Source organism: Bacillus sp. SH5-2, from assembly GCF_008368905.1.
Taxonomy (GTDB): domain Bacteria; phylum Bacillota; class Bacilli; order Bacillales; family Bacillaceae_G; genus Bacillus_A; species Bacillus_A luti.
On record NZ_QOSD01000020.1, the window covers coordinates 175,081 to 200,192 of the forward strand.

34 protein-coding genes are annotated in these 25,112 nt (G+C 36.5%); 25 read left to right on the top strand and 9 right to left on the bottom strand.

Annotated features, from left to right (window positions below; all coding sequences use genetic code 11):
* Positions 1–69 precede the first annotated feature (69 nt).
* Both DN410_RS16000 and DN410_RS16005 read right to left on the bottom strand, forming a co-directional pair.
* A complete protein-coding gene (locus tag DN410_RS16000; protein ID WP_003267456.1) occupies positions 70–651 on the bottom strand; it encodes a TetR/AcrR family transcriptional regulator in 582 nt (193 codons plus the stop codon).
* 98 nt (positions 652–749) lie between these two features.
* Entirely contained in the window at positions 750–1,727 is a 978-nt protein-coding gene (locus DN410_RS16005; protein WP_149177227.1) for a LacI family DNA-binding transcriptional regulator, read from the bottom strand.
* Between the two features lie 317 nt (positions 1,728–2,044).
* On the opposite strand from DN410_RS16005, the gene DN410_RS16010 reads away from it, so the two are divergent.
* Complete coding sequence (locus tag DN410_RS16010; RefSeq protein ID WP_149177590.1) at positions 2,045–2,581, top strand: DNA polymerase III subunit delta; 537 nt, start codon at positions 2,045–2,047, stop codon at positions 2,579–2,581.
* A 39-nt stretch (positions 2,582–2,620) separates the two neighbouring features.
* Here DN410_RS16010 and DN410_RS16015 read toward each other — a convergent pair whose 3' ends face one another.
* Positions 2,621–3,004: a rhodanese-like domain-containing protein gene (locus tag DN410_RS16015; RefSeq protein WP_000108653.1), complete on the bottom strand. Its 384-nt coding sequence runs from the start codon at positions 3,002–3,004 to the stop codon at positions 2,621–2,623.
* A gap of 170 nt (positions 3,005–3,174) precedes the next feature.
* On the opposite strand from DN410_RS16015, the gene DN410_RS16020 reads away from it, so the two are divergent.
* Positions 3,175–4,011, top strand: a complete 837-nt coding sequence (locus DN410_RS16020; RefSeq protein ID WP_149177228.1) for a lipoate--protein ligase family protein — start codon at positions 3,175–3,177, stop codon at positions 4,009–4,011.
* 28 nt (positions 4,012–4,039) lie between these two features.
* Here DN410_RS16020 and DN410_RS16025 read toward each other — a convergent pair whose 3' ends face one another.
* On the bottom strand, positions 4,040–4,882 hold the full coding sequence (locus tag DN410_RS16025) for a hypothetical protein (protein WP_149177229.1): 843 nt from the start codon (positions 4,880–4,882) through the stop codon (positions 4,040–4,042).
* A gap of 272 nt (positions 4,883–5,154) precedes the next feature.
* Between DN410_RS16025 and splB the strand changes: the two genes are divergently transcribed.
* On the top strand, positions 5,155–6,180 hold the full coding sequence (gene splB, locus DN410_RS16030) for a spore photoproduct lyase (protein WP_149177230.1): 1,026 nt from the start codon (positions 5,155–5,157) through the stop codon (positions 6,178–6,180).
* 144 nt (positions 6,181–6,324) lie between these two features.
* The gene (mntR, locus tag DN410_RS16035; RefSeq protein WP_088230954.1) at positions 6,325–6,753 is read left to right on the top strand and encodes a transcriptional regulator MntR; all 429 of its coding nucleotides are present in this window, start codon (positions 6,325–6,327) and stop codon (positions 6,751–6,753) included.
* Positions 6,754–6,805: 52 nt separating this feature from the next.
* Here mntR and DN410_RS16040 read toward each other — a convergent pair whose 3' ends face one another.
* Both DN410_RS16040 and DN410_RS16045 read right to left on the bottom strand, forming a co-directional pair.
* Positions 6,806–7,207, bottom strand: coding sequence for an SA1362 family protein (locus tag DN410_RS16040; RefSeq protein ID WP_149177231.1), 402 nt, complete (start codon positions 7,205–7,207; stop codon positions 6,806–6,808).
* 79 nt (positions 7,208–7,286) lie between these two features.
* Positions 7,287–8,207, bottom strand: a complete 921-nt coding sequence (locus tag DN410_RS16045; RefSeq protein ID WP_149177232.1) for a DUF1385 domain-containing protein — start codon at positions 8,205–8,207, stop codon at positions 7,287–7,289.
* Between the two features lie 244 nt (positions 8,208–8,451).
* Here DN410_RS16045 and DN410_RS16050 point away from each other — a divergent pair, with 244 nt between their 5' ends.
* The 4 genes from DN410_RS16050 to efp are packed head-to-tail and all read left to right on the top strand — an operon-like array spanning position 8,452 to position 11,078.
* On the top strand, positions 8,452–8,940 hold the full coding sequence (locus DN410_RS16050) for a YqhR family membrane protein (protein WP_149177233.1): 489 nt from the start codon (positions 8,452–8,454) through the stop codon (positions 8,938–8,940).
* 52 nt (positions 8,941–8,992) lie between these two features.
* A complete protein-coding gene (gene aroQ, locus DN410_RS16055; protein WP_149177234.1) occupies positions 8,993–9,433 on the top strand; it encodes a type II 3-dehydroquinate dehydratase in 441 nt (146 codons plus the stop codon).
* A 4-nt stretch (positions 9,434–9,437) separates the two neighbouring features.
* On the top strand, positions 9,438–10,499 hold the full coding sequence (gene pepQ / locus DN410_RS16060) for a Xaa-Pro dipeptidase (RefSeq protein WP_149177235.1): 1,062 nt from the start codon (positions 9,438–9,440) through the stop codon (positions 10,497–10,499).
* 21 nt (positions 10,500–10,520) lie between these two features.
* Entirely contained in the window at positions 10,521–11,078 is a 558-nt protein-coding gene (gene efp / locus DN410_RS16065) for an elongation factor P (RefSeq protein WP_149177236.1), read from the top strand.
* Positions 11,079–11,112: 34 nt separating this feature from the next.
* On the opposite strand, the gene DN410_RS16070 is transcribed toward efp, so the two are convergent.
* Positions 11,113–11,433 carry a hypothetical protein gene (locus DN410_RS16070; protein ID WP_149177237.1) on the bottom strand — a complete coding sequence of 107 codons (321 nt, stop codon included), beginning with the start codon at positions 11,431–11,433 and terminating at the stop codon, positions 11,113–11,115.
* A complete protein-coding gene (locus DN410_RS16075; protein ID WP_149177238.1) occupies positions 11,414–11,992 on the bottom strand; it encodes a GNAT family N-acetyltransferase in 579 nt (192 codons plus the stop codon). The genes DN410_RS16070 and DN410_RS16075 overlap by 20 nt, the downstream gene beginning before the upstream one ends.
* A gap of 191 nt (positions 11,993–12,183) precedes the next feature.
* Between DN410_RS16075 and DN410_RS16080 the strand changes: the two genes are divergently transcribed.
* From DN410_RS16080 to DN410_RS16120, 9 genes are read left to right on the top strand one after another with little or no spacing between them, the layout of a single operon-like run.
* Positions 12,184–12,465, top strand: a complete 282-nt coding sequence (locus DN410_RS16080; protein WP_000816054.1) for a YqhV family protein — start codon at positions 12,184–12,186, stop codon at positions 12,463–12,465.
* Positions 12,466–12,493: 28 nt separating this feature from the next.
* Complete coding sequence (gene spoIIIAA / locus DN410_RS16085; protein WP_149177239.1) at positions 12,494–13,420, top strand: stage III sporulation protein AA; 927 nt, start codon at positions 12,494–12,496, stop codon at positions 13,418–13,420.
* Positions 13,414–13,929, top strand: a complete 516-nt coding sequence (spoIIIAB, locus tag DN410_RS16090) for a stage III sporulation protein SpoIIIAB (protein ID WP_033665263.1) — start codon at positions 13,414–13,416, stop codon at positions 13,927–13,929. The genes spoIIIAA and spoIIIAB overlap by 7 nt, the downstream gene beginning before the upstream one ends.
* 14 nt (positions 13,930–13,943) lie before the next feature.
* A complete protein-coding gene (gene spoIIIAC, locus DN410_RS16095; protein WP_000020914.1) occupies positions 13,944–14,147 on the top strand; it encodes a stage III sporulation protein AC in 204 nt (67 codons plus the stop codon).
* 23 nt (positions 14,148–14,170) lie between these two features.
* Positions 14,171–14,554, top strand: a complete 384-nt coding sequence (gene spoIIIAD, locus DN410_RS16100) for a stage III sporulation protein AD (protein ID WP_079998460.1) — start codon at positions 14,171–14,173, stop codon at positions 14,552–14,554.
* A 10-nt stretch (positions 14,555–14,564) separates the two neighbouring features.
* Entirely contained in the window at positions 14,565–15,737 is a 1,173-nt protein-coding gene (gene spoIIIAE, locus DN410_RS16105) for a stage III sporulation protein AE (RefSeq protein ID WP_149177240.1), read from the top strand.
* A 12-nt stretch (positions 15,738–15,749) separates the two neighbouring features.
* A complete protein-coding gene (spoIIIAF, locus tag DN410_RS16110; protein WP_149177241.1) occupies positions 15,750–16,382 on the top strand; it encodes a stage III sporulation protein AF in 633 nt (210 codons plus the stop codon).
* Positions 16,372–17,034: a stage III sporulation protein AG gene (gene spoIIIAG / locus DN410_RS16115; RefSeq protein WP_149177242.1), complete on the top strand. Its 663-nt coding sequence runs from the start codon at positions 16,372–16,374 to the stop codon at positions 17,032–17,034. The genes spoIIIAF and spoIIIAG overlap by 11 nt, the downstream gene beginning before the upstream one ends.
* Before the next feature lie 15 nt (positions 17,035–17,049).
* A complete protein-coding gene (locus DN410_RS16120) occupies positions 17,050–17,721 on the top strand; it encodes a SpoIIIAH-like family protein (protein WP_149177243.1) in 672 nt (223 codons plus the stop codon).
* A gap of 123 nt (positions 17,722–17,844) precedes the next feature.
* Here DN410_RS16120 and DN410_RS16125 read toward each other — a convergent pair whose 3' ends face one another.
* A complete protein-coding gene (locus DN410_RS16125; RefSeq protein ID WP_149177244.1) occupies positions 17,845–18,039 on the bottom strand; it encodes a DNA recombination protein RecO in 195 nt (64 codons plus the stop codon).
* A gap of 462 nt (positions 18,040–18,501) precedes the next feature.
* Here DN410_RS16125 and accB point away from each other — a divergent pair, with 462 nt between their 5' ends.
* From accB to ispA, 8 genes are all read left to right on the top strand, one after another.
* Positions 18,502–18,990, top strand: a complete 489-nt coding sequence (gene accB, locus DN410_RS16130; protein WP_149177245.1) for an acetyl-CoA carboxylase biotin carboxyl carrier protein — start codon at positions 18,502–18,504, stop codon at positions 18,988–18,990.
* 16 nt (positions 18,991–19,006) lie between these two features.
* Complete coding sequence (gene accC, locus DN410_RS16135; RefSeq protein WP_000592883.1) at positions 19,007–20,359, top strand: acetyl-CoA carboxylase biotin carboxylase subunit; 1,353 nt, start codon at positions 19,007–19,009, stop codon at positions 20,357–20,359.
* A 22-nt stretch (positions 20,360–20,381) separates the two neighbouring features.
* The gene (locus DN410_RS16140; RefSeq protein ID WP_000807630.1) at positions 20,382–20,774 is read left to right on the top strand and encodes an Asp23/Gls24 family envelope stress response protein; all 393 of its coding nucleotides are present in this window, start codon (positions 20,382–20,384) and stop codon (positions 20,772–20,774) included.
* 347 nt (positions 20,775–21,121) lie between these two features.
* A complete protein-coding gene (gene nusB / locus DN410_RS16145; protein ID WP_000830247.1) occupies positions 21,122–21,514 on the top strand; it encodes a N utilization substance protein NusB in 393 nt (130 codons plus the stop codon).
* Between the two features lie 23 nt (positions 21,515–21,537).
* Positions 21,538–22,398: a bifunctional methylenetetrahydrofolate dehydrogenase/methenyltetrahydrofolate cyclohydrolase FolD gene (folD, locus tag DN410_RS16150; RefSeq protein WP_149177246.1), complete on the top strand. Its 861-nt coding sequence runs from the start codon at positions 21,538–21,540 to the stop codon at positions 22,396–22,398.
* Between the two features lie 26 nt (positions 22,399–22,424).
* Positions 22,425–23,783 (top strand): exodeoxyribonuclease VII large subunit, encoded by a 1,359-nt coding sequence (xseA, locus tag DN410_RS16155; RefSeq protein WP_149177247.1) that lies wholly within the window; start codon positions 22,425–22,427, stop codon positions 23,781–23,783.
* Positions 23,773–24,003 (top strand): exodeoxyribonuclease VII small subunit, encoded by a 231-nt coding sequence (gene xseB / locus DN410_RS16160; RefSeq protein ID WP_000428423.1) that lies wholly within the window; start codon positions 23,773–23,775, stop codon positions 24,001–24,003. Before xseA ends, xseB begins: the two co-directional genes overlap by 11 nt.
* Positions 24,003–24,893 carry a (2E,6E)-farnesyl diphosphate synthase gene (gene ispA / locus DN410_RS16165; protein ID WP_149177248.1) on the top strand — a complete coding sequence of 297 codons (891 nt, stop codon included), beginning with the start codon at positions 24,003–24,005 and terminating at the stop codon, positions 24,891–24,893. The genes xseB and ispA overlap by 1 nt, the downstream gene beginning before the upstream one ends.
* The last annotated feature ends 219 nt before the right edge of the window (positions 24,894–25,112 follow it).

Genomic DNA, 25,112 nt, shown 5'->3' on the forward strand with positions numbered 1-25,112 from the left:
GTCATTTCTCCTTCCTACCAGTCGTTAGGTAAAGGGCTTAAAAACGACGCATTGCAAAGGAGCAATCCGTCAGTTTGAAAGTCCACGCCAAAATACTTTCCAAGAAGCGTCTAAACGTGTCTCAAAACGATTTAAACCTGCGTATAGTAGTTCAACCATAAGACCGTCAAGTAAGCATAGAAAAGCCTCTAAGGCGTCTTTTACTTCAATGTTATGCAACTCATCTTGTTCGCTTGCTCTTTTAAATACAGGGAATAAAAGTTTTCCGACGTTTTCAATGTGTACATTTGCTTTATTAATAATTTGTTCGCGAAATGCATCAGGCGGAAAATAAGAAGTTCGTAACCAAAACATTGATTCTTCACTTTCACCAAATCGTTTTGCATAGCCCTTTAGTAACTGTAAGAGCAACTCTTCAGTAGACGAATTTGAAAACTTTTCTATATCGCCTGTGAAGCTCTGTAAATCTTTTTGAAGAGCAGATTCTAAGCATATAAAATATAGCTCTTCTTTTCCTTTAAAGTGTGCGTAAATTGATGGTTTTTTAATCCCGACTTCTTGAGCAATATTTGCTAATGAAGTTCCCTCGTAGCCGTAGCGTGCGAAATGAGAAAGTGCTACAGCTTTAATGCGATTTGCTGTCATTTTCATCCCCTACCTACCGTTCGTTAGGTTTATTATATGAGATGGAAAATGTAAAGTCAATAGGTGAAAGTCTGAAAAAGGAGCGTTATCGTTAACGCTCCTTTTTAGACTGTTCTCCGCTCAATTAAATGGAATGAAAGTTCTTCTGAGCTTCCGGTTATTTGTTCGTCTTGCATCTGTTTATGGAATAAGGTGAAAGCGCGTGATCCCATCGTGAGACCAGGATGTTCAATAGTCGAAATGTCTAACGCCTTTGAAATTTCATGATTATCAAATCCAAGAATAGCGAGGTCTTCGGGTACTTGAATGCCATGTTTTTTAGCCTCTGTTAGTAAACCGGCGGCAACTTGATCATTCGCTGTGAAAATAGCGGTTGGACGATTTTTCATCTTTAAAATACGATGAAGTATTTTTGCACCATCTTGCATCGTATAACATTGATGAAAAATCCAATCAGGATGTACCGTTTTACCTTCTTTACGAAGTGTATCAGCAAATGCTTTTTCACGCTCCATAGAATTTGCACTTGTTTTTCTTGCTAAACAAATCCCGATTTTTTCATGGCCTTTACTGAGTAAATAGGAAGTACCGAGACGGAAGCCTTCATAATGATCTACATAGACAGATGAAATGAGGGGGTGGTTCATTTTTTCACATGAAATAATAGGGGCAAATTTGGCGAAAGGTTCAATTTGTTCCCATGAACTCGTTTGAGAACAAATAATCATCCCGTCGAATTGTTTCATTTTCATCATTTCAAGAACGCGAATTTCTTCAATACTATCGTAATTTGTTTGGCATAAATTAATGTGATATCCAGCTGCTAATGCTTCGTTTCCGATTCCTTCAATAATGGTACTGAAGTATGGGAGGTTAATAAAAGGGAGCATAACACCGATTGTATATGTTTTACCCTTTATTAAATGAATAGCATTTATATTTTTGGCATAGTTCAATTCTTCAACAGCCTCTAAAACACGCTTACGTTTTTCTTCCTTTACGTAAGGGTGATTATTAAGGACGCGAGAAACAGTTGATATGGATACACCAGCGGTTTTTGCAATTTGTTTTATATTGGCCATATGTATCACCTCTTGCTCTTATTATAAAGGGAAAATAATAAGAATGAAAAAATCTTGACCTGAAAAGCTTTTCACAAACTATGTTATAAATATGACTTCTGTTATTCGCGTAACCTTTTTATTTGGGCGTGAGAATGATAGGGGTCTTTTTTGCGTCTATAAAAGAAGTTTTGTCAAAATGTGTGAGAATAACGTGGAAAGTATTCAAAGGAGGAGTTTGCGAATGAAGCGAATATGAAGAGCATATAAACGCTTCATTCGTTAAGAGAGCGGTAGGAAAGGACGGAAACAAATTGAAAAAAGGAATCATTTGTTTCGTGTTTTCTAGTCTAGTGCTAAGTTCATGTTCGTTTCAGCAAACGATGCAAGAAGAAAAAAACTTTGTGGGGACAACAGGTGGGGCTATGGATCGTGTTACGGATCCAATTCCGCTGAAGGAGCTTTCGAAATATTTTCCAGTGAAATTTAAAGTTCCGGCGTTTTTACCGTATGACATTACGAGTGATGTGAAGGGAGAAGTCAGAACGATTGGAAAAAAGAATGCTGTCGTAATGATTAAATATAAACAGCAGGATCCTGGTAGAAATGAGTATATTGAGTTAAATGTTGCGAACTTTCCTTATAGTTTTCCGGATCTTGTGGAAGAGAAACGATTTCAAGAACAATTGAAATTGAATAATGGAGCATTCGCTTATTTTAAAAATAAGGATGACTCCGAGCGAGGAGACGAATTTGCTGCGCTTATATGGAAAGAGAAAGGACTTGAATATCAGCTTCTGTATCGTAATGCACAAGAGAATGATAAAGATGTGATTAAGAAAAATTTATTATACATTGCAAATAATATGGAATGAAAAAACTAGCTGAATCACTCAGCTAGTTTTTGTATGTTATTATTTCTTTTTAATTTTTCCAGTCCACGATTTGAATCCACCTTGTAATTGGTAGAAATCTTTGTAGCCTTGTTTTTTTAAGTATTGAGCTGCACGACCTGTACGGAATCCGCTTTGGCAGTATAAGTAAACAGGTTGATCTTGACGAAGTTCTTTGTGACGAAGTCGAATTTGTGATAACGGAATGTTACGTGCACCTAAAATGTGCCCTGCGTTATATTCGTCTGCTTCGCGAATATCGATAAGCTGAGCTTTACGGTAGCCAGCGCGAAATTCTTCTTCTGTAAGAGTTTTAATTAATTTTTTCTGATAGAAATACATCCATACAGTGTAGCCGATGAACGCTACGATTACGGCTAATAAAATGATCCAAGTTGTTGACACGGTTCTATCGCTCCCTTTTTTCTTATCCTACTTTCAATATTATAATGCCCATATGTATTTATGCAACAGATTCATTTGTATATACGAAGAAATTTCGTATTCTTTCACAAACTTTGTCGAATTTGGTAGACTAGAGAATGTGAAAAATAATTGGTTATATGAGGTGCAGGATGGGAAAAGAAAAATGGTGTTATATTAACTCTGGTCAATGTTCACCAGCATTTAATATGGCGTTAGATGAATGTTTATTAAATTGGCAAAGTGAAAAGAAAATGCAACCAACAATTCGTTTTTATGAATGGGAAGTACCAACATTAACAGTCGGGTATTTCCAGCGTGTTGAAAAAGATATTAATATGGATATAGTTAATGAAAAGAAATATGGATTCGTTCGTCGTCAAACAGGTGGTAGGGGTGTATTACACGATAAAGAATTAACATACAGTGTTATTGTGTCTGAAGATCACCCGAATATGCCTAAAACAGTTACAGAAGCGTATCGTGTTATTTCGCAAGGTTTATTAGATGGTTTTAAAGCGTTAGGATTAGAAGCGTATTACGCAGTTCCGAAAACAGAAGCGGATCGTGAAAATTTAAAAAATCCACGCTCAGGCGTATGTTTTGATGCACCATCTTGGTATGAAATCGTAGTAGAGGGAAGAAAAATCGCAGGTAGTGCTCAAACACGTCAAAAAGGTGTTATTTTACAGCATGGATCGATTCCGTTAGAAATAGATTTAAACGAATTATACGACCTATTTTTATTCCCGAATGAACGTGTAAAAGAACGTATGAAGAGTATGTTCTCTTCAAAAGCGGTAGCAATTAATGAATTGACAGACCGTACTTTTACGATCGAACAATTAATAAAAGCGTTTGAGGTTGGGTTTGAAAAAGGATTAGATGTAGAGCTTGTTCCGTATGAATTAACAGAAGAACAGTTACATGAAGTTCAAACGTTAGCGAAAGAAAAGTATGAAAGTGTTGAATGGAATTATAAAAAATAAGAGGTGGCGATTGCCACCTCTTATTTTTTTATAGTAAATTAAGTACTTTTTCTACTTTGATTCCTTTATCTTGTAAAGAACGAAGGCGATTTACAACGTCCATAATTTCTTTGTCGAATGTAACGCTAATACCTTGGCTTTGTAGTTCTTCTTTTAAGCTTTCGATAGAATCATCTATGTCGATGCCAAGCTCGTAATCTTGACAAACTTCAATTGTCTTTTTCACGAGTTTCACATAATTTTCTTGTAGTTTTGAGTTTGTTTCAGTCAAAGCAGGCTGCTTCGGTTTTGCAGGAGTAACCGGTGCTGTCTCTTGCTTTGTAACTGGAGTCGGTACTTCTTTTTTCACAGGTGCTGGAGTAGATAATTCTACAGCTGCTTCCACACTTACTGGCTTCGGCGTTGATACCGGAGTAGGCCTAGGTATTGCAACAGGTGCTTCTACACGCGTAACAGGCTTTGGAGCAGGTGTAACTGCTTTTGGAGCTTCTACAACTACTTCTTTTTTCGGCGCTACTTCTACAGGTGCTTCTTCTTGCTCAGCAGCCTCTTTATTTTCTTTACTCCACATAACGCGTTCTATTTCTAGAGAAACATTGTTTTTGTTCATTGCTGTTAATGTAACTTTACCAACTTCAGCGTTTCCAGTGAAATCAACAATTTTATAAATAACACTCTTGTTCCAATCCACGTTTCCGCTCAAAAATAATTCTTCGTTACATTTCGGCGTTAAGCCCTCGATTTTAATTTCTGCGTTTACACCGTTTTCACTATATACCATAATTAGCGAAGCATTTACATCTTCGTCTGCTAACATTAGTTCACGTACCATTTTGCCGGTGCGTACTTGCGTTTTCTTCTTAACTGACATCTAATTTCTCCTCTCAAAAATTCAGTAATAATAAAAAAATCGTATAACGAAAAATAATTGCTCACGAAGATTTATGATACCGATAATAAAAGCATCACGTCAACAATTAACTTTAATTATTTTGCATTTTTCTTATTTTCTTTATGAAATTTTTCAATTTGTAAAATTAGACAGAAGAAAAACAGCCTTTTGAAAGGCTGTTAAAACGTGGAAAACTTTAATCTGTGTTAATTTTTCTTTGTTTCCCATACTAACGAGAGGAGGGGAAGCATATGAAACCATTTATGCCAAAGCTTGTTTACTTTGAACCGAAGGCGCTTGAATATCCACTTGGAAAAGAACTTTATGAGAAGTTTACGAAAATGGGATTAGAAATCCGTGAAACGACATCACATAATCAAATTAGAAATTTGCCAGGCGAAAATGATTTGCAAAAATATCGTAATGCAAAGGCGACACTTGTTGTTGGGGTGAGGAAGACATTAAAGTTTGATACATCAAAACCGTCAGCTGAATATGCAATCCCGCTCGCAACAGGGTGCATGGGACATTGTCATTATTGTTATTTGCAAACGACGCTTGGGAGTAAACCTTACGTTCGTGTGTATGTTAATCTTGATGAAATATTTGAGAAAGCAAAGCAATATATGGATGAAAGAGCACCTGAAATCACAAGATTTGAAGCTGCTTGTACATCAGATATCGTTGGGATTGATCATTTAACACACGCATTAAAGCGGGCGATCGAATTTATTGGAGAAAGTGAGCATGGGCGTTTACGTTTCGTTACGAAATATTCGCACGTTGATCATTTGTTAGATGCAAAACATAACGGGAAAACTCGTTTCAGGTTTAGTATTAATTCACGGTATGTAATTAAAAATTTTGAGCCAGGGACATCACCGTTTGAAGAGAGAATTGAAGCTGCTCGTAAAGTAGCAGGCACGGGTTATCCACTTGGCTTTATAGTTGCGCCACTTTATATGCATGAAGGATGGGAAGAAGGATATCGTGAACTATTTGAGCGACTGTACAATGCGTTAAAAGATTTATCGATACCGAATTTAACATTTGAACTAATTCAACATCGCTTTACAAAACCAGCAAAAAAGGTCATTCAAGAGCGTTATCCAAATACGAGGCTTGAAATGGATGAAGAGAAGCGGAAATATAAATGGGGACGATATGGCATTGGGAAATACGTCTATAAAAAAGATGATGCAGAAGTATTAGAAGAAACGATTAGAGGGTATATTCAACACTTTTTTTCGAACGCAGAAATTCAATATTTTACGTAAAAGGAACTTGTATTTGAAAGCAGGTTCTTTTCTCTTTTGTAGATTTGGGCTCGTTTTCACCTTGTCACGTTATTCTTTCTGGTGTATCATTTTATTGATTGCTTCGTACGGAATAAGCAAAATGAAATTGGATGGAGGAAACCGATGCCTACCCCTAGTATGGAAGATTATATTGAACAAATTTATTTGTTGATTGATGAAAAGGGTTATGCCCGCGTATCTGATATTGCTGAAGCGCTTAGTGTACATCCATCCTCTGTAACAAAAATGGTGCAAAAATTAGACAAAGATGAATATCTAATTTATGAAAAATATAGAGGGCTTGTATTAACATCAAAAGGTAAAAAAATCGGAGAACGTCTCGTATATCGTCATGACTTGCTCGAGCAATTTATGCGTATTATCGGTGTGGATGAAAGTAAGATTTATAATGATGTAGAAGGAATTGAACATCATTTAAGTTGGGAAGCCATTGACCGCATTGGTGATTTAGTACAATACTTTGAACAAGATGAAGTTCGAGTAGACACACTTCGTGGTGTTCAAAAAGCAAATGAAGAGAAAAGTAATTAAGGGGACCCTATGGCGTTTCCTTTTTTGTTTCAATTGAAAAAGACCGTATTTCCTAAAAGGAAGCACGGTCTTTCTTTTTGCTTTTCTTACCTTCAATGACAGTTAAATGAGATTGTTTTCTTTTTCGTTTCAAAGTAGAAGAATTCCCTTTTTTGCCCTTGTCATTAGAAGCATTTGACTTAAAGAAAGAATTGCTTAGGGGTGCTACATTTTGTTTCCCATGTTTGCGGTTCGATTGTTTGGCAGCGCGCTTATATGAGCTTTGCGAATTTGCAGAACCACTAGAATTTGTAAACATCTTGTATAGCAAATAAAAGATACCGACAACAAGTAACATGTACCCGATATTTCTTAATACACCCATTGGGTTTGTGATAACAGATGAAACAAGGCCGAATATTGCTAATCCGATAATAAGCACAAATATAGCGAATGTAAACGAACGACCGTTCATAAGGAACACCTCCTAAAAACATATATTGAAATTAGTATATTAACGATGAGGAAAGGAGTTGAACACCATTTTTAAATAATTATTGTTTGTTTTCTAAACGTAATAATTCTTCAAACGATGCAATGGCTACTTCCACTTGATCATCTGTTGGTTCTTTCGTTGTTAATAGTTGCAGCCATAATCCTGGATAGCCAAGTACACGCAATACAGGAACATCTCGTAATCGATTCGTAAATTGTAATACTTCAAACGAAATGCCGAGAACGACTGGAATTAATAAAATTCGGTTTACTACCCTTGCCCAAAGTGGATCTGTAGGGACGAGGAAATAAACAAACATTCCAATAATGACTGTAAATATAATAAAGCTACTACCACATCTATAATGGAGGCGGGTTTGTTTTTGAACATTTTCAACAGTCAATGGAAGGTTATTCTCATAAGCATTGATCACTTTATGCTCCGCACCATGGTACTGAAATACCCGCTTAATAAGTGGAGTTAAAGAAATAAAGTATATATAGCTCAATAATAGCATGAGCTTAATGACACTTTCGACAATGATTTGCCCTGTATGAGATGGGAAAATTGGTCTCGTTAATTCAGCTAGTAGTGCAGGAACTGCTGTGAAAATGACTTTACCGAATATGAAAGATAAAACGCCAACTGCTGCAACTCCTAATACCATCGTTAATTTCGATTGTTCTTCTTTTTTATTTGCAATTTGTTCGTCTTCTTCTGGGTGGACATCAAATCGTTCTGAAGCAAAGTTTAAATGTTTTGCCCCGTTCGCACTTGCATCCACAATAGCGGCAATCCCTCGTAAAAATGGAATTTTTTTTAGGATAGATAATGCTTTATTACGAACGCGTGGTAAACGATAAAATTCAATCGATTTATCTTTACGACGAACCGCTGTAACAGTATATTCTCTACCGCCAAACATAACTCCTTCTATGACTGCTTGCCCGCCATATATTTGTTTTGACTCTTCTGCCATGTTAACACCAACCTGTATTTGTTTCTCTCTTATGTAGAAAAAGAGGCAATTGTCATACTGGGTTCTGTCATTTTGAAATAAGACAATCACCGAGTTTCCTTTATTTTATCGACAAATACAAGTAGATGACAAGGGAAAATGTTACGAGAGTCGGACATTTCTTATTCTTTTTATAGACAAATTTCGCAGTATTTAAACATGGTTCAAAATAGTTTCGGGCATACTATTAAGCGGAGGTGTCGATGTGAGTCAAGAACAATTAGGAACAAGGAATTTTGTGCAAATTGGTTTATTTGGTGGACTCTTTTGGGGAGGGATATGGTATTTCCTTCATATATTTTCATTTACAGAAGTGGGACCGAATTATTTACTATTACCATTTGCCTTTGGAAGCTGGAAAGAAGGGATATGGGGCAATGTGTTAGGAATTGTTTGTATGGCACTACTTTCGATTTTAATTGCCTTTTTGTATAAAGCGTTTTTGGCAAAGTTTGAAGGAATTCTTCCAGGGATGATTTATGGTCTATTTTGGTGGGCGTTACTATTTTTCGGAGTGGGGTTACTAGCGCCTGCTATTAAAAGTGCGCTCCATTTACCGAAAGAAACAATTGTGACGACGATATGCATCTTTATATTGTATGGTGTGTTTATAGCATACTCTGTTTCCTACGCAGTAAATACGAATAAAGCTGAGCGAGAAGGAGAAGAGAAGACAAACTATTCAAATAAGTAACTCCTATGTTAAAATGTTATATAGATATTTAATATTAAGGAGTTTTAAACATATGAAAAAGGTACTCCTCGTAAACGGTCCTAACCTAAATCGCCTCGGTGTCAGGGAGGTAAATGTATATGGAAAGGGCACGCTAGCGACACTTGAAGCAGATATGAAGCAAAAAGCAGAAACAATGGGAGTGGAGTTAGAATGTTTCCAATCGAATCATGAAGGTGCGATTATCGATCGTATTCATGAAGCGGAAGATATATATGAAGGGATCATTTTAAATCCTGGAGCATTTACGCATTATAGCTATGCGATTCGAGATGCAATTGCGAGCATTTCGATTCCTGTTATTGAAGTACATATTTCTAACATTCACCAGCGTGAGTCGTTCCGTCACGAATCTGTGACGGCAGCTGTTTGTGCGGGACAAATTGTTGGATTTGGTTTTTATGGCTATAAGTTAGCGTTATTTGCATTAATGGAGAAATTGAGGGAGGCATAAAGTAATGGAAAAGATCGAGAAATTAAGAAGTGCGTTTGATGAGGCTGGTATTGACGGTATTTTGTTAACAAATGAACATAGCCGTAGATATATGGCGAATTTCACAGGAACAGCTGGTGTTGTACTGATTTCGAAAAATCGTGCTCAATTTATTACAGATTTCCGTTACGTAGAGCAGGCTACTAAACAAGCGGTTGGATACGAGATTGTACAGCATGCAGGATTAATTATCGATGAAGTTGCAAAGCAAGTGAAGGAACTAGGAATTCAAAAGCTTGGCTTTGAGCAAGATACTCTTACATATAGTTCTTATTCAGCTCATAAAGAAGCGATCGATGCTGAATTTATCCCAACTTCTGGGCTTGTAGAAAAGTTACGCTTGATAAAGACTGATTCAGAGATTAAGATATTAAAGGAAGCTGCACAGATTGCAGATGCTGCCTTTGAACATATTCTATCATTCATTCGCCCGGGAGTATCTGAAATTGAAGTGTCAAATGAACTTGAATTTTTCATGAGAAAACAAGGAGCAACATCTTCTTCGTTTGATATTATCGTTGCTTCAGGTCTTCGTTCGGCATTACCGCACGGCGTGGCATCTGAAAAAGTGATAGAAACAGGAGATTTCGTTACATTAGACTTCGGCGCTTATTACAAAGGATATTGCTCTGATATTACTCGTACGATTGCAGTCGGTGAACCATCTGATAAATTGAAAGAAATTTATAATATCGTTTTAGAAGCACAGCTTCGTGGTGTGAACGGTATTAAAGCTGGTTTAACAGGCCGTAAAGCAGATGCGCTAACGCGTGATTACATAACGGAAAAAGGATACGGTGAATACTTCGGACACTCTACTGGTCATGGAATCGGTCTTGAAATCCATGAGGCACCAGGTTTAGCGTTCCGTTCTGATACAGTACTTGAACCAGGTATGGCTGTAACAGTAGAACCAGGTATTTATATTCCAGGTATTGGCGGCGTACGTATTGAAGATGATATCATTGTAACGAGTGAAGGTAATGAAGTAATTACGAAATCACCAAAAGAACTTATTATTTTGTAATACACAGGAGGATTTTTTTACATGATTTCAGTAAACGATTTTCGTACAGGTTTAACAATTTCAGTGGATAATGCCCTTTGGCAAGTACTTGATTTCCAACACGTAAAGCCAGGTAAAGGTGCTGCTTTCGTTCGTTCGAAACTACGTAACATTCGCACAGGTTCTGTTCAAGAGAAAACATTCCGTGCTGGTGAGAAAGTAGAAAAAGCACACATCGAAAACCGTCGTATGCAATACTTATACGCGAGCGGTGAGGCTCACGTATTTATGGATAACGGAACTTATGAGCAAATCGAACTTGGTGAAAACCAAATCGAGCGCGAGCTTAAATTCCTAAAAGAAAACATGGAAGTAGCAATTATGACTTACCAAGGCGAAGTACTTGGTGTTGAACTTCCAAATACTGTTGAATTACAAGTGTCAGAAACAGAGCCTGGTATTAAAGGTGATACAGCTTCTAACGTAACAAAACCAGCTAAATTAGAAACTGGTCTTGTTGTACAAGTACCAATCTTCATTAACGAAGGCGAAATGCTTATCATCAACACTGGTGAAGGTAAATACGTTTCTCGTGCATAGTAAAAAAGCACTCGTGATTATCACGAGTGCTTTTTTATAGGAAATAGGGAAGGTAGTAAATCGCGGTGATAACAAAACTAATTAAAACAAGTGAAAGAGTACCCGCTATATATGGTGTGAAAACGAATTGAAATGGTTTTATTTCACCAGTCTCAACGCCAGTTAATGTTTTACTTACTGCGTGATCCATGTTGTTATTTCTATAGTTACTCATAATAATTAACCATGTGATTGCAAATATTGCCAAACTACCAAGAAAAAAAGTATCCATAAATGACCAACCGACCATTATTGAAAAAAGATAAATAAGAGCTAATTCTACTACAATCGTTAAACTAATTTTTAATGCCTTCATATTCTTCCTCCTCATTCTGTAATTCCAACCAGTTTAAAAAATTTTCACGTGACACGACATGCAGAGAACAAGGTGACTTTACTTCTTTCTCTAGTGCAGCGTGTTCGTCTGGAAACTTGTTTTCCACATGCAATGAAATATAAGGTAGTTTTTCTTGTGCTTTTAACGAGCGGATATTATTCATTTTAGCACCAGCAAATACGTAGGAAAGTTGTAAGTCTAAAAAGGCGATTTTAAAGATTTCTTTTTTAGCAGCCTCGTTATAGCCTTTTCCCCAGTACGGATAGCCAAGCCAACTACCAATGTGAGATTGCTTCTTCTCATCATTAATATGTTTAAGTGTGGTGAGACCAATTATTTCATTCTCTTCATTCACAATCATTCTCGATAAGGATTTTTTTTTGCGTTCTTCTTCTATTGCAAAAAGAAGAAACGCTTTCGTGTCTTTAATGTTTTCTACTGTTATCCCCAATGCATTTTTTATATGTGGATCACTTGATAGCTCGAAAATTAAATTTGTATAGCGTAAATCTAGTGGTAATAAAGTAACGTGCAGCATGGTTTATACCCCTTTTAAATTGAATATACCATAATATTCCGTGGAATAATATGAATATTCAGATTTAAATGCGGACTTTAGAGAAAAATTATGTTTTTACTTCTGAAATAGACAACCCCTGCATATGGTTGTACAAATATATTCTTTTTTTGAATGTAGAATTCGTAACCGTTACGAGAGAAGGTGGGAGAATGAAACAGTGGCTAGCGGCAATGGAAACATCTGTGCTTGTAATGGGATTACTTCGGTTGTTTTCAGGTAGCGCGGAAATATTCGCCGCTTTGCTTATGCTTTATGTGAATGATGCGAAGAAAGCATTATTTATAAATGGTATGTTGGCGTTTGTTGGACCGACCGTATTAATTTTAACGATGACAATTGGGATAGCGAGTGTGGCAAGTGAGATTTCTTTCTTAAAACTCTTTTTTCTAGCACTTGGAATCGGCTGTATTTTTATCGCGTTGTTGAAATAAGTAAGCCAGGTATAGTGGGGAGAAGCATATGAAAGAAGTATTAGAGGTTTTACCGAAGACGATGAAACAGTTAGTGGAAGGGTGTCAGCAATATGATACTTTAGAGGAAATTCGGGTTCGAATTGGAAAACCGCTAGAGTGTATTGCACATGGAGAGGTGTTTTTTTATGACTATATCACTACAGCAGAAGATGCTATTTACTTATTGAATAAGCTAAGTCAATTCTCAATTTATACGATGGAAGAGGAATTGAAACGAGGATACGTGACGCTTCGAGGGGGACATAGAATTGGTCTAGCTGGAAAAGTCATTACAGAAAAAAGTGCAGTGAAAATGATTCGTGATGTCTCTTCATTTAATATTCGTATTGCTCGTCAAAAAATAGGAATAGCTGAGCCACTTTTGCCGTATTTGTATGAAACAAGATGGTTAAACACAATGGTAATTGGCCCGCCGCAAACGGGGAAAACGACACTGTTAAGAGATGTAGCGCGCTGCATGAGTCAAGGGATAAGTGCTTCAGAAATTCCTTCTTGTAAAGTGGGAATTGTTGATGAGCGGTCAGAAATTGCTGGCTGTGTGAAAGGAATTCCTCAGTATGAATTTGGCACACGAGTAGATGTGCTAGACGCATGTCCAAAGGCTGAAGGCATGATGATGATGATTCGTTCTATGAGCCCTGATATTTTAATTGTGGATGAAATTGGCCGTAAAGAAGATAGTGAAGCAATTATGGAAGCGGTGCATGCAGGGGTTCAGCTTTTCATAAGTGCACATGGATTTTCCTATGAAGATGTTGTAAAGCGACCGTCGCTAAAGGCGGTGCTGGAGCTGGGTGTATTTGATAGGTTTGTGGAATTGTCAAAAGCAAGAGGCCCAGGGACAGTTATGCAAGTGAAAGATAGAGATGGAAAACCAGTACTATCAAATAGAAAGGCTGGGGGCGTATGGTGAAAATAATTGGTGCCGTGTTAATAGTTGCAGTTAGCACCTTTTTCGGGTTTTCATACGCTAAGAGGTACAGTGAGAGACCGAGGCAACTTAGATTGTTAAAAGCGGCACTTCAATCACTAGAAGCAGAAATTATGTACGGGCACACACCTTTATCCGAAGCCGCTGAGCGATTAGTTAAACAAATGCCGAAGCCACTAAATTGGATCTTTCAAAGTTTCGCTCAAAAATTAGAAAGCGGAGAGCAAACAGTGAGAGAAGCTTGGATAGATAGTTTGAAAGAGAACTGGAAGTTAACAGCATTTCAACAAACTGAGTATGAAATACTGCAGCAATTTGGTGAAACGCTTGGACAACATGATCGTGACTCTCAACAAAAGCATATTCGCTTATGTATTACACATTTGGAGAGAGAAGAAGGAGAAGCGAAAGCATTACAACTGCAATACGAAAAAATGATTAAGAGTTTAGGGGTACTAGCAGGACTACTTATCGTAATTTTACTGCTATAGGAGGGAGAAAGGCGATGTCCATTGATGTTGGATTAATATTTCAAATCGCCGGAATCGGCATTGTTTTAGCTTTCATTCATACTGTACTAAAAGAATTAAAGCGTGAGGATATTGCAAATTGGGTTATCCTTGTCGGTTTTGTCGTTATTTTATTTCACGTTGCATTTTTAATTAATACGCTATTCGACAAGATTAAAAGTGTCTTTCTCTTCCAGTAAAGGAGGCGGTTCGAATCGAAATTATACAAATTGTCGGATTAGGCCTCGTTGCTACATTTTTAGCAGCTGTTTTAAATCAGCATAAATCTAGTATTACATCGTTATTTATTGTGTTTGTAGGTAGTGTAATGTTTCTTCTATTAATTGATCAAATTCACTCTATTTTACAAATGATAGAGAGAGTAGCAAGTGAAGCGAAAGTTAGCAATGTATATGTAGAAACATTGCTGAAAATTATTGGGATTGCTTATATCGCTGAGTTTGGAGCGCAAATTACAAAAGATGCTGGTCAAGGTGCCATTGCTTCGAAAATTGAATTAGCTGGAAAGATCTTGATTCTCGTAATGGCAATTCCTATTTTGACGGTTGTAATTGAAACTATTCTCGGATTTTTACCGACGGGATAAGGGGGAGTGAATGTTGAGGAGGTTTGGAGCTAAGCTGCTATTTGCTTGCTTCCTTTTCTTTTCTTTACCAGTTGTTGTACAAGCTTCTCCTGTAGAAACAAACGTCGTTGATCAACAATTGGATAAGCTCGGAATTGAAGATGTGAAGCAATTTTGGGACGGGCTTGTTACAAAATATGGAGGCTATTTGCCAGAGAGTCAAAAAGGAAGCTTTATGGAGTTTGTAAAGGGAGAAAAAGAATTCTCTATAAAAGAGTGGATGATAGGTTTATTAAAATATTTGTTTCACGAGCTTGTTGCAAACGGAAAACTACTTGGAACGCTCATTATGCTCACAGTTTTTAGTGCGCTGTTGCAATCATTGCAATCTGCTTTTTCAAAGAGTAGTGTAAGTAAAATTGCCGATGCAGTTGTATATATGGTACTTATTATTTTCGCTTTAAATAGTTTTTACGTCGTCATGACATATGCAAGAGAAACGATACAAACAATGGTAGATTTCATACTAGCACTATTACCAATTTTGCTTGCACTCATAGCAACTGGGGGCGGTGTTGTATCTGTATCGTTTTTTCATCCGATTATCATTTTCTTGATGAATACAAGTGGGCTTCTTATGAATTATATTGTTCTACCACTTTTATTACTGGCAACGATATTAAGTATTGTAAGTACGATGAGTGATCAATATAAAGTTACGAAATTGTCCAAGCTTTTGCAAAACGTTAGCGTTGGGATTATCGGTATCTTTTTAACGATTTTTTTAGGGGTATTATCTGTACAGGGAACAGCGACAGCTGTTGCTGACGGGATAGCGGTGAAAACTGCCAAATTTGTAACAGGCAACTTCATTCCGGTAGTCGGAAGGATGTTTACAGAGGCGGCGGATACTGTTATTAGTGCGTCGGGATTATTAAAAAATACAGTCGGAATTATTGGGCTTGTCATTCTATGCTTAATTGTCGCTTTTCCAGCGATTCAAATCTTTTGTATCGCATTTATTTATAAATTCGCAGCAGCAGTATTACAACCAGTAGGCGGAGGAGCAATTATTCAATGTTTAGATATCATTGGTCGGAGCATCATTTACGTATTTGCTTGCTTAGCTATCGTATCATTTATGTTCTTTTTAAGTATCACAATTATTATTGCTGCGGGGAACATTACACTTATGATGCGGTAGGGGGTGGAGAGTATGCAATTTGTTACAGAATGGATTAGAAATATTATCGTTTTTTTACTCTTAGCGACAATGCTTCATCTTATTCTTCCAAATTCGAATTTGCAAAAGTACGTTAAATTTGTTGTAAGTCTATTATTAGTTGTTTTAATTTTAACGCCCCTTTTTAAACTATTGCAAACAGATGTAAATGAAGTAATCGCAAATTTTAATGAAGAAAAGTACGTGGCAGAAGGATCTGTAAAAAATTCAATAGATTCGAAGAAAAAAGAAATACAAGCTCTAACACGTGCATATAGTTTAGAAGAGATGGCTACCAAAATGAAAAAAAAAGTAGGAAAAGAATTTGAGAAAAAGTATGGTATGGCAGTCTCTGAAATACAAATAGTCGCAACGGAAAGTACAGAAGAAGTAAAGTCAGCAAAAGATATTCAATCTGTTGTGGTGACGTTGAAAGAAAAAGAACGTAGTAAAAATGATGCAATTGAAACAGTAAAGCCAATTGAAATTAATACGAAAGAACCTCCAAAAAAGGTAGAAGAAACAAATGTAGAAATGAAAGATTTCTTTTCAAGCAGGTGGCAACTAGAGAATAAACAAATCCAAGTTCAAATGGAAGGGAGGACAGGTAGAGTAAATGGACAATAAAGATAAAAATTCGAAGTTCTCATTTTTTCGAAACTTATTAAATGGGGATGAAAAAGAAAGCAGTGAGAAGGGAAAGAAGGTAACACCTAAGTTTTTACTTGTCCTACTTATACTTGGGATTTTGCTTATGTTTTCTAGTAGTCTCTTTTCAGGAAAAAAAGAAGAAGTGCCTGTATTTAAAGAACAAAAAAATCAAAACCAAGAAAAGGACGTACCAACTTTCGGGCAAAAAAGTAATGATAGTATGTCAAATGTAGAAAAGTATGAAAAAGCGTATGAACAAGAATTAAAAGCAGCTTTAGAAGAAATTGCGGGGGTAAAAGATGTAACGATTAAAGTGAATTTAGACTCTTCAGAGGAAAAAATATTAGAAAAAAATACAGTGAAACGTTCACAAACAACAGGTGAAACAGATAAGGCAGGCGGCAAGAGGGAAGTAGAGGACGAGTCTCTTGATGAAAAGACAGTCATTATACGTGAAGGGGATAAAGAAACCCCAGTTGTTTTACGAACAGAGAAACCGAAAGTGCGAGGTGTTCTTGTCGTAGCAAAGGGAGTGGATAATATACAAGTTAAAGCGATGGTAAAAGAAGCTGTCATACGGCTGCTAGATGTACCAGCTCATCGCGTTTCAGTATCACCGAAAAATTGATAGGGAGGAAATAAAGTGTTAAAAAAACAAACGGTTTGGTTATTAACGATGTTAAGTTTGGTGGTTGTACTATCTGTTTATTACGTAACAACTCCTGACAAAATGAATACAGCATCGCCGGCAACAGGTGAAAAGATTGGACAAGAAAAACAAGGTACTGATAAAGCAGTAACAAATGAAACGCCAAGCAAAGAAACAACAAAAGAATCTTCAAATAAAGAAAATACAAGTAAGGAAACACCAAATAAAGAAACAAATAAAGAAACTGATAAAAAAGAGAGTGCAAAAAAAGAAACAAGTAAAAAAGAAGCTAATGTATCAGTTCAATCAAGTGATGAAAACTTTACAGCTTTGCGCATGCAAATGGATGATCAAAGAAGTGAACAAAAAGCAAGATTACAAGAAGTAATGAATTCATCAAAATCTTCAGCAACAGAAAAGAGTAAAGCAAAAGATAATTTTGATGCGATCACTACAATGGAAACGAAACAAGAATTACTTGAAACAGTAATTAAGTCTCAAGGGGGATATAAAGATGCCCTTGTAAGAGCTGATGGAACTGACATTAAAGTAACTGTTAAAGCGGCAAAGCATTCACAAAAAGAAGCGAATAAAATTATACAGCTTGTAAGAAGTGAAGGCGGATCAAAAGATGTAGGTGTGAAATTTGATCCACCAGCAAAATAAATGGAATTTTAATCCGTGGGAAATTCCCCACGGATTATTAGCGATTGTATGCAAATGGTAGGAAGAGATAAAGGTTTATGTACTTCAAAATAGTTAGATAAAAATAATAATAGAAAAAAGCTATCACTTTCGATAGCTTTTTTCTATATCATCTTTGTAGTTGTTTTTACTATGTTCAACTCGAAACGGAGAAATACGCTGTGAGTAAAAGATTAACGGTTCATGGTAGTGGTGATTACTTTTCCCAGATTTGACGTGGATGAAGAGAACAAATGCCCAGACCATTACGGCAGGTAAGAAGAGAATGAGCCATATCATATGTCCACACCTCGATACAATATATTTTCTACACTTTGAACATACTATTTTTATATGAAGGAAGGATGAACGGTGTGTAAACAAAAAAATAATATTTGGTAAAAATATGTTATTGACTATAAATGAGGCGAAGAGTGGAGAGGGGATTGTATGTTTATGGTGTAGTATTTTTTAAAAGTAAGGAATGTTTTTTAGGAAGTGGTCTTGCCAATTTTGTGTGAAACTTGGTATTATTACTAGGTAATAATTTTTTAGTGGAATAATATTTTTACAGGAGTTTCGATTTATTATAAAGAAAAATAAATTGGAATGTTTAAAAAATTTATCGTAAGATAGGAATAGTTAAGATTTCTATTAGTAAATGAAATAAATTTTCTAATAGAATACATCGTATTTTTACAGTCAATCTAGTTTTAGTATCTGTAAAAACGGGACAAACAAGAGTATGGGAGTGGATTTTACATGTTTAAAATTCAAGAAGTTCGTGAATTAATTAAATTAATTGATAGCTCTAATATTGATGAATTTGAATACAAAAAAGATGGTACAACAATTAAAATGAAAAAGCGTGGTAATGAAGTTGTTGCGATGCAAGCACCTGTAGCAAAACAAGTTATGCAACCAGTAGCGCCTGTTGAAGTAGAAACAACAGTGGCAGCAGCACAAGTGGAAGCACCAAAACAAGAAGAGAAGAAAGCTATTCAAAATGAAAACCTACATAAAATTACATCACCAATGGTAGGCACATTTTATGCTTCATCTTCACCAGATACACCTGCATATGTAAGTGTTGGGGATAGAGTATCGAAAGATTCTATCGTATGTATCGTCGAGGCTATGAAGTTATTTAACGAAATTGACGCAGATGTAGAAGGCGAAATTGTTGAAATTCTTGTTAATAACGGACAGCTTGTTGAGTATGGACAACCGCTATTTCTTGTAAAAGCGTAATAAGGGAGTCTTTGTGATGATAAAAAAAGTATTAATAGCCAATCGTGGGGAAATTGCTGTACGAATTATTCGTGCTTGTAAAGAAATGGATATTGAAACAGTCGCAATTTATTCAGAAGCAGATAAAGAGTCACTTCACGTGCAAATTGCAGATGAGGCGTATTGTGTAGGACCAACGGTTTCAAAAGAAAGCTATTTAAATTTGACGAACATTATTAGCGTTGCGAAGTTAACGGGCTGCGATGCTATTCATCCAGGATACGGATTTTTAGCAGAGAATGCAGACTTTGCAGAGTTATGTCGTGAATGTAACTTGATTTTTATCGGCCCAAGCCCAGAAGCTATTTCAAAGATGGGCACAAAAGACGTTGCTCGTGATACAATGAAAGAAGCAGGGGTTCCGATTGTACCAGGTTCACAAGGGATTATTAAAAATACCGAAGAAGCGATCGAGCTTGCTAATCAAATTGGATATCCAGTTATTATTAAAGCGACTGCAGGTGGCGGCGGAAAAGGTATTCGTGTTGCACGCCATGAAGAAGAGCTTGTAAAAGGAATTCAAATTACACAGCAAGAAGCTAGTACCGCTTTTGGGAACCCTGGTGTATACTTAGAAAAGTACGTTGAAGATTTCCGCCATGTTGAGATTCAAATAATGGCAGATACACATGGAAATGCCATTCATTTAGGAGAGCGTGATTGTACAATTCAGCGCCGTTTGCAAAAACTATTAGAAGAAAGTCCATCACCTGCACTTGATGAAAATATTCGCAAGCAAATGGGTGAAGCGGCAGTTAAAGCGGCGGTAGCGGTTGATTATACAGGTGCTGGTACGGTTGAGTTTATTTATGAATATAAAACGAAAAGCTTTTATTTCATGGAGATGAATACGAGAATTCAAGTTGAGCATCCGGTTACTGAAATGGTAACAGGGATGGACTTAATTAAAGAACAAATTCTTGTTGCTTCTGGAGAAAAGTTATCGTTACAGCAAGAAGAAGTACAATTTAATGGTTGGGCAATTGAATGTCGAATTAATGCGGAAAACCCTGCCAAAAAATTTATGCCATCTCCAGGTAAAGTAGAAATGTACTTACCACCAGGCGGATTTGGTATTCGCGTCGATTCAGCTGTATATCCGGGATATTCAATCCCACCTTTCTATGATTCGATGGTTGCTAAATTAATTGTTCACGGAAAAACACGTGAAGAGGCAATTGCAAAAATGAAGCGCGCGCTTAGTGAATTTGTCATTGAAGGCGTACATACAACAATCCCGTTCCATTTGCAATTGCTAGATCATCCTGATTTTGTAAAAGGTGAGTTTAATACGAAATTTTTGGAAGAGCATGAACTTGTGACGCAGTGATACATTAAAGGAGGTTTTTTTCATGGCTGAACATATGTTAGATATGGGTCAAGATACAACTCTTGGTAAAGTAGAAATTGCACCAGAAGTAATTGAAGTAATTGCAGGTATTGCAGCTGCTGAAGTAGAAGGTGTAGCGGCAATGCGCGGTAATTTTGCTACAGATGTTGTTGAGAAGTTAGGTAAGAAAAATCATGGTAAAGGTGTAAAGGTTGAATTAGCAAACGAAGATATTATCGTTGACCTTTATGTTGTAATGTATTTTGGCGTAGCAATTCCAGTTGTTGCACAAAAGATTCAAGACAACATTCGCCAAGCACTCTTTACAATGACAGGACTTGAGCCAAAAGAAGTGAATGTTCACATCGTTGGCGTAACATTCGAAACACAAAAAACAGAAATCGAACCAGTGTAAGAATGAAAAAGGTGCCTAGTAACATAGGCATCTTTTTTATCGTTTCGTTTCTTCACAAATTACAACCCTCTAATTATTATACTATTTCAAAAAATGAGAAATAAGAAAGAAAATATTTCGTTTTTCCAAAAAACGTACATTGTGATAAGATATGGAACTTGAAGTTAATCTTTTTATTATTTTTCAGCCTTGTAACCCGTGTGTGAAACGATAAATTGTGTTATTATCATTGTATTATAAGGTTGGAAAATCAATGAAAACTGTAAGAGTAAGTGAATTGACGGCTTATAAATTATAATAATATAACAAAGCATAAGGAAAGACTTGAAGCATAAAGGAGAGTTACAATGAAACGTAGGACGGCTAGAGAAAGAGCTATGCAAGCATTATATCAAATGGATATTACAGGTGAATTAGAACCGAAAGTAGCGGTGGAAAACACGCTAGATGAAGGTGAAGAAACAAATGAGTTTCTAGAATCACTTGTTGTAGGTTTTGTAGAAAATAAAGAAGCAATTGATGAAGCAATTCGTCAAAATTTAAAAAAGTGGAAGCTTGAGCGTATTAGTATTGTTGACCGCAGTATTTTACGTGTAGCTGTGTATGAAATGAAATACATGGAAGAAATTCCACACAATGTAACAATTAACGAGGCAATTGAAATTGCTAAAACATTTGGGGATGAGGAATCTCGTCGTTTTATTAACGGCGTTTTATCTAATATAAAAGATACACTGTAATTTCTTTAAGGGGGAATCTTAAAATGGTAGCAGTAATCATCAAAGGAAATGAAGTTGCGGAGAAAAAACGAACACAATTAAAAGAAGAAGTTGTGAAGTTGAAAGAGCAAGGGATTGTACCAGGATTAGCAGTTATTTTAGTTGGAGAAGATCCAGCATCTCGTTCTTACGTAAAAGGAAAAGAAAAAGGCTGTGAACAAGTAGGGATTTATTCAGAGCTAATTGAACTTCCTGAAACAATTACTGAGGAACGTTTGCTTGCTGAAATCGATCGCTTAAATGGCGATGACCGTATTAATGGCATATTAGTGCAATTACCTTTACCAAAACATATTGAAGAAAAAGCTATCATTGAAAGAATTTCACCAGAAAAGGATGTAGATGGATTTCACCCAATCAGCGTGGGACGTATGATGACGGGGCAAGATACATTCCTTCCATGTACACCGCATGGTATTGTAGAACTAGTAAAAGAAACGAATCTCGATATTTCGGGAAAACATGTTGTAGTAATTGGAAGAAGTAATATTGTCGGCAAACCAGTGGGACAATTGTTCTTAAATGAAAATGCAACTGTCACATACTGTCATTCTAAGACGCAAAATATGAAAGAGTTATCGAAGTTAGCGGATATTTTAATCGTAGCAGTTGGGCGACCTAAAATGATAACAGCTGATTACATTAAAGAAGGAGCAGTTGTAATTGATGTGGGTGTAAACCGCTTAGAAACAGGAAAGCTTTGTGGTGATGTTGATTTTGACAACGTATTAGATGTTGCAGGTTACATTACGCCTGTTCCAAAGGGTGTTGGTCCAATGACGATTACAATGCTTCTTCATAATACTGTTGAATCTGCCAAGCGTGCAGGTGTTGTTTGTAAATAATTTGAGTCGGCTATGAGGAGAGAGAAATGGAGAAACAATATTTAACCGTTACAGCATTAACACGCTATATAAAAACAAAAATAGAATACGACCCGCATTTGCAGTCTGTTTGGTTAAAAGGTGAAATTTCCAACTTTAAAAATCATAGCCGTGGTCATATGTATTTTACATTGAAAGATGAAAATGCAAGAATTGCAGCGGTTATGTTTGCGGGTCATAATCGTAATATTAAATTCAGACCAGAGAATGGAATGAAGGTACTCGTGAAAGGGAAAATCTCTGTTTACGAGGCGAGTGGTTCTTATCAAATTTATATTCAAGACATGCAACCTGATGGAATCGGAAACTTGCATTTAGCTTACGAACAGTTAAAAGTTCGTTTAGAGGAAGAAGGTTTGTTTTCTCAAGTTTATAAAAAAACAATTCCTCCATATGCTAAAACAATAGGTGTGATTACGTCGCCAACAGGAGCAGCGATTCGTGATATTATAACAACGATTAAACGTCGTTATCCAATTGGAAATGTTATTGTATTTCCAGTACTTGTACAGGGGGAGTCAGCAGCTCCCTCAATTGTACAAGCAATTCGTACAGCGAATGAAATGGGAGAGATAGATGTACTAATCGTTGGACGCGGAGGAGGTTCTATTGAGGAATTGTGGGCTTTCAACGAAGAAATGGTTGCAAGAGCAATCTTTAAAAGTGAAATTCCTATTATTTCGGCAGTAGGCCATGAAACGGATTTTACAATCGCAGATTTTGTTGCAGATTTACGCGCACCAACACCGACTGCAGCAGCTGAGCTGGCAGCACCTAACATTATAGAGTTGCAAGAAAAGGTATTACAAAGAACTCTTAGATTGCAAAGGGCGATGAGAGAGTTAGTACATAAAAAAGAAGAAAAATTACAAGTATTGCAAAAATCTTATGCGTTCCGTTATCCAAGACAAGTATATGAACAAAAGGAAGAGCAATTAGATCGAGCATTAGAACAGCTTGTGTTAGCGAAAGAGCGCTATATTGATAAAAAAGTAAACCAGTTAAAACAGCTTTCATTTTATTTAGAAAAGCACCACCCATCTCAAAAAATTATGCAAACGAAGGTAGCAGTTGAAACGTTGCAAAAACAATTGCAACGTGAAATGCAAACGTTACTTCAAACGAAAGAATTTGCCTTCGTAAGAGCAGCTCAAAAACTTGAGGCATTAAGTCCTCTTAAAGTAATGATGAGAGGGTATGGGCTTGTATATGGTGAAGAGAAGCAAGTGTTAAAAAGTGTGAAAGATGTCAGCCTTGGAGATGCTGTTTCAGTTCAATTACAAGATGGAATACTAGATTGTAGCGTATCAGGCATAGAGGAGCGTGAATTGAATAATGGAAAATAAATTAAGCTTTGAAGAGGCAATTTCGCAACTTGAGCATCTCGTTTCTAAGCTAGAGCAAGGTGACGTACCTTTAGAAGAAGCAATCTCTTATTTTAAAGAGGGTATGGAGTTATCAAAGCTTTGTGATGAGAAGTTGAAGAATGTACAAGAACAAATGGCAGTTATTCTTGGGGAAGATGGAGAGCTTGAACCGTTTACTGCTTTAGGAGATGAAGCATAGTGACTATCGCTTTTGATACTTTTTTGAAAGAAAGTAAAACTTTCGTAGAAGAGAAACTTGTAAGCTATGCAAATGAATTGCAATGTCCAAATGTACTTCGTGAAGCGATGGCATATTCTTTGGAAGCGGGTGGAAAACGTCTCCGCCCGTTACTTTTATTTGCAACATTACAAGCGTTTGGGAAAGAAAGAAATCTTGGAGTAGGTGCAGCTTGTGCTCTTGAAATGATTCATACATACTCGTTAGTTCATGATGATTTACCTTGTATGGATGATGATGATTTAAGAAGAGGAAAGCCCACAAATCATAAAGTATTTGGTGAAGCGATGGCAGTTTTAGCGGGAGATGGTTTGTTGACGTATGCTTTTCAAGTTATTATGGCATATGAGCAAAAGGAAATCTCTGCTGAAAAAAAAGTAAGACTTGTACTTGAACTTGCAAAGGCAGCAGGACCCGAAGGAATGGTTGGCGGACAAGTGGCAGATATGGAAGCTGAAGGGAAACTGCTTACAATTGATGAATTGGAGTATATCCATAAGCATAAGACAGGGAAACTGCTTGAGTTCGCTGTACTTGCAGGAGCGATACTTTCTGATGCCACAGAAGAGCAGGAAAAAAACTTACTTACGTTTGCAAAATATATCGGTCTAGCTTTCCAAATTCGAGATGATATTTTAGATGTAGAAGGAACCGAAGAAGAGATTGGAAAACCGATTGGTAGTGATGTTTCAAATGAAAAGAGCACATATACAACGTTGTTTACTGTAGATAGAGCAAAAGATATTTTAGAAGACACAATTGCAAAAGCAAAAGATGCAATCAGCTCCTTGCAATTACAAGATGAATATCTATTATCTATTTGCGACTTGATTGCAAAACGTAATAACTAATATAACAGCGTTTTCATTTGTTGAGTCATTCATCATTTTATGATATAAATGTAGGAAAAGGTTTTTCTTTTCTTGTTATTGGCAAAAATATATGTAGATTACATTGCCGTTATCACTTCGTGTTAGCGGCTATTTTTTTCATCGCCTAAAGAAATATGGTTTATAATAAGATTAGGGTACAATAGACTGGTTAATAGCGAAACAAGATGAAAAATAAAA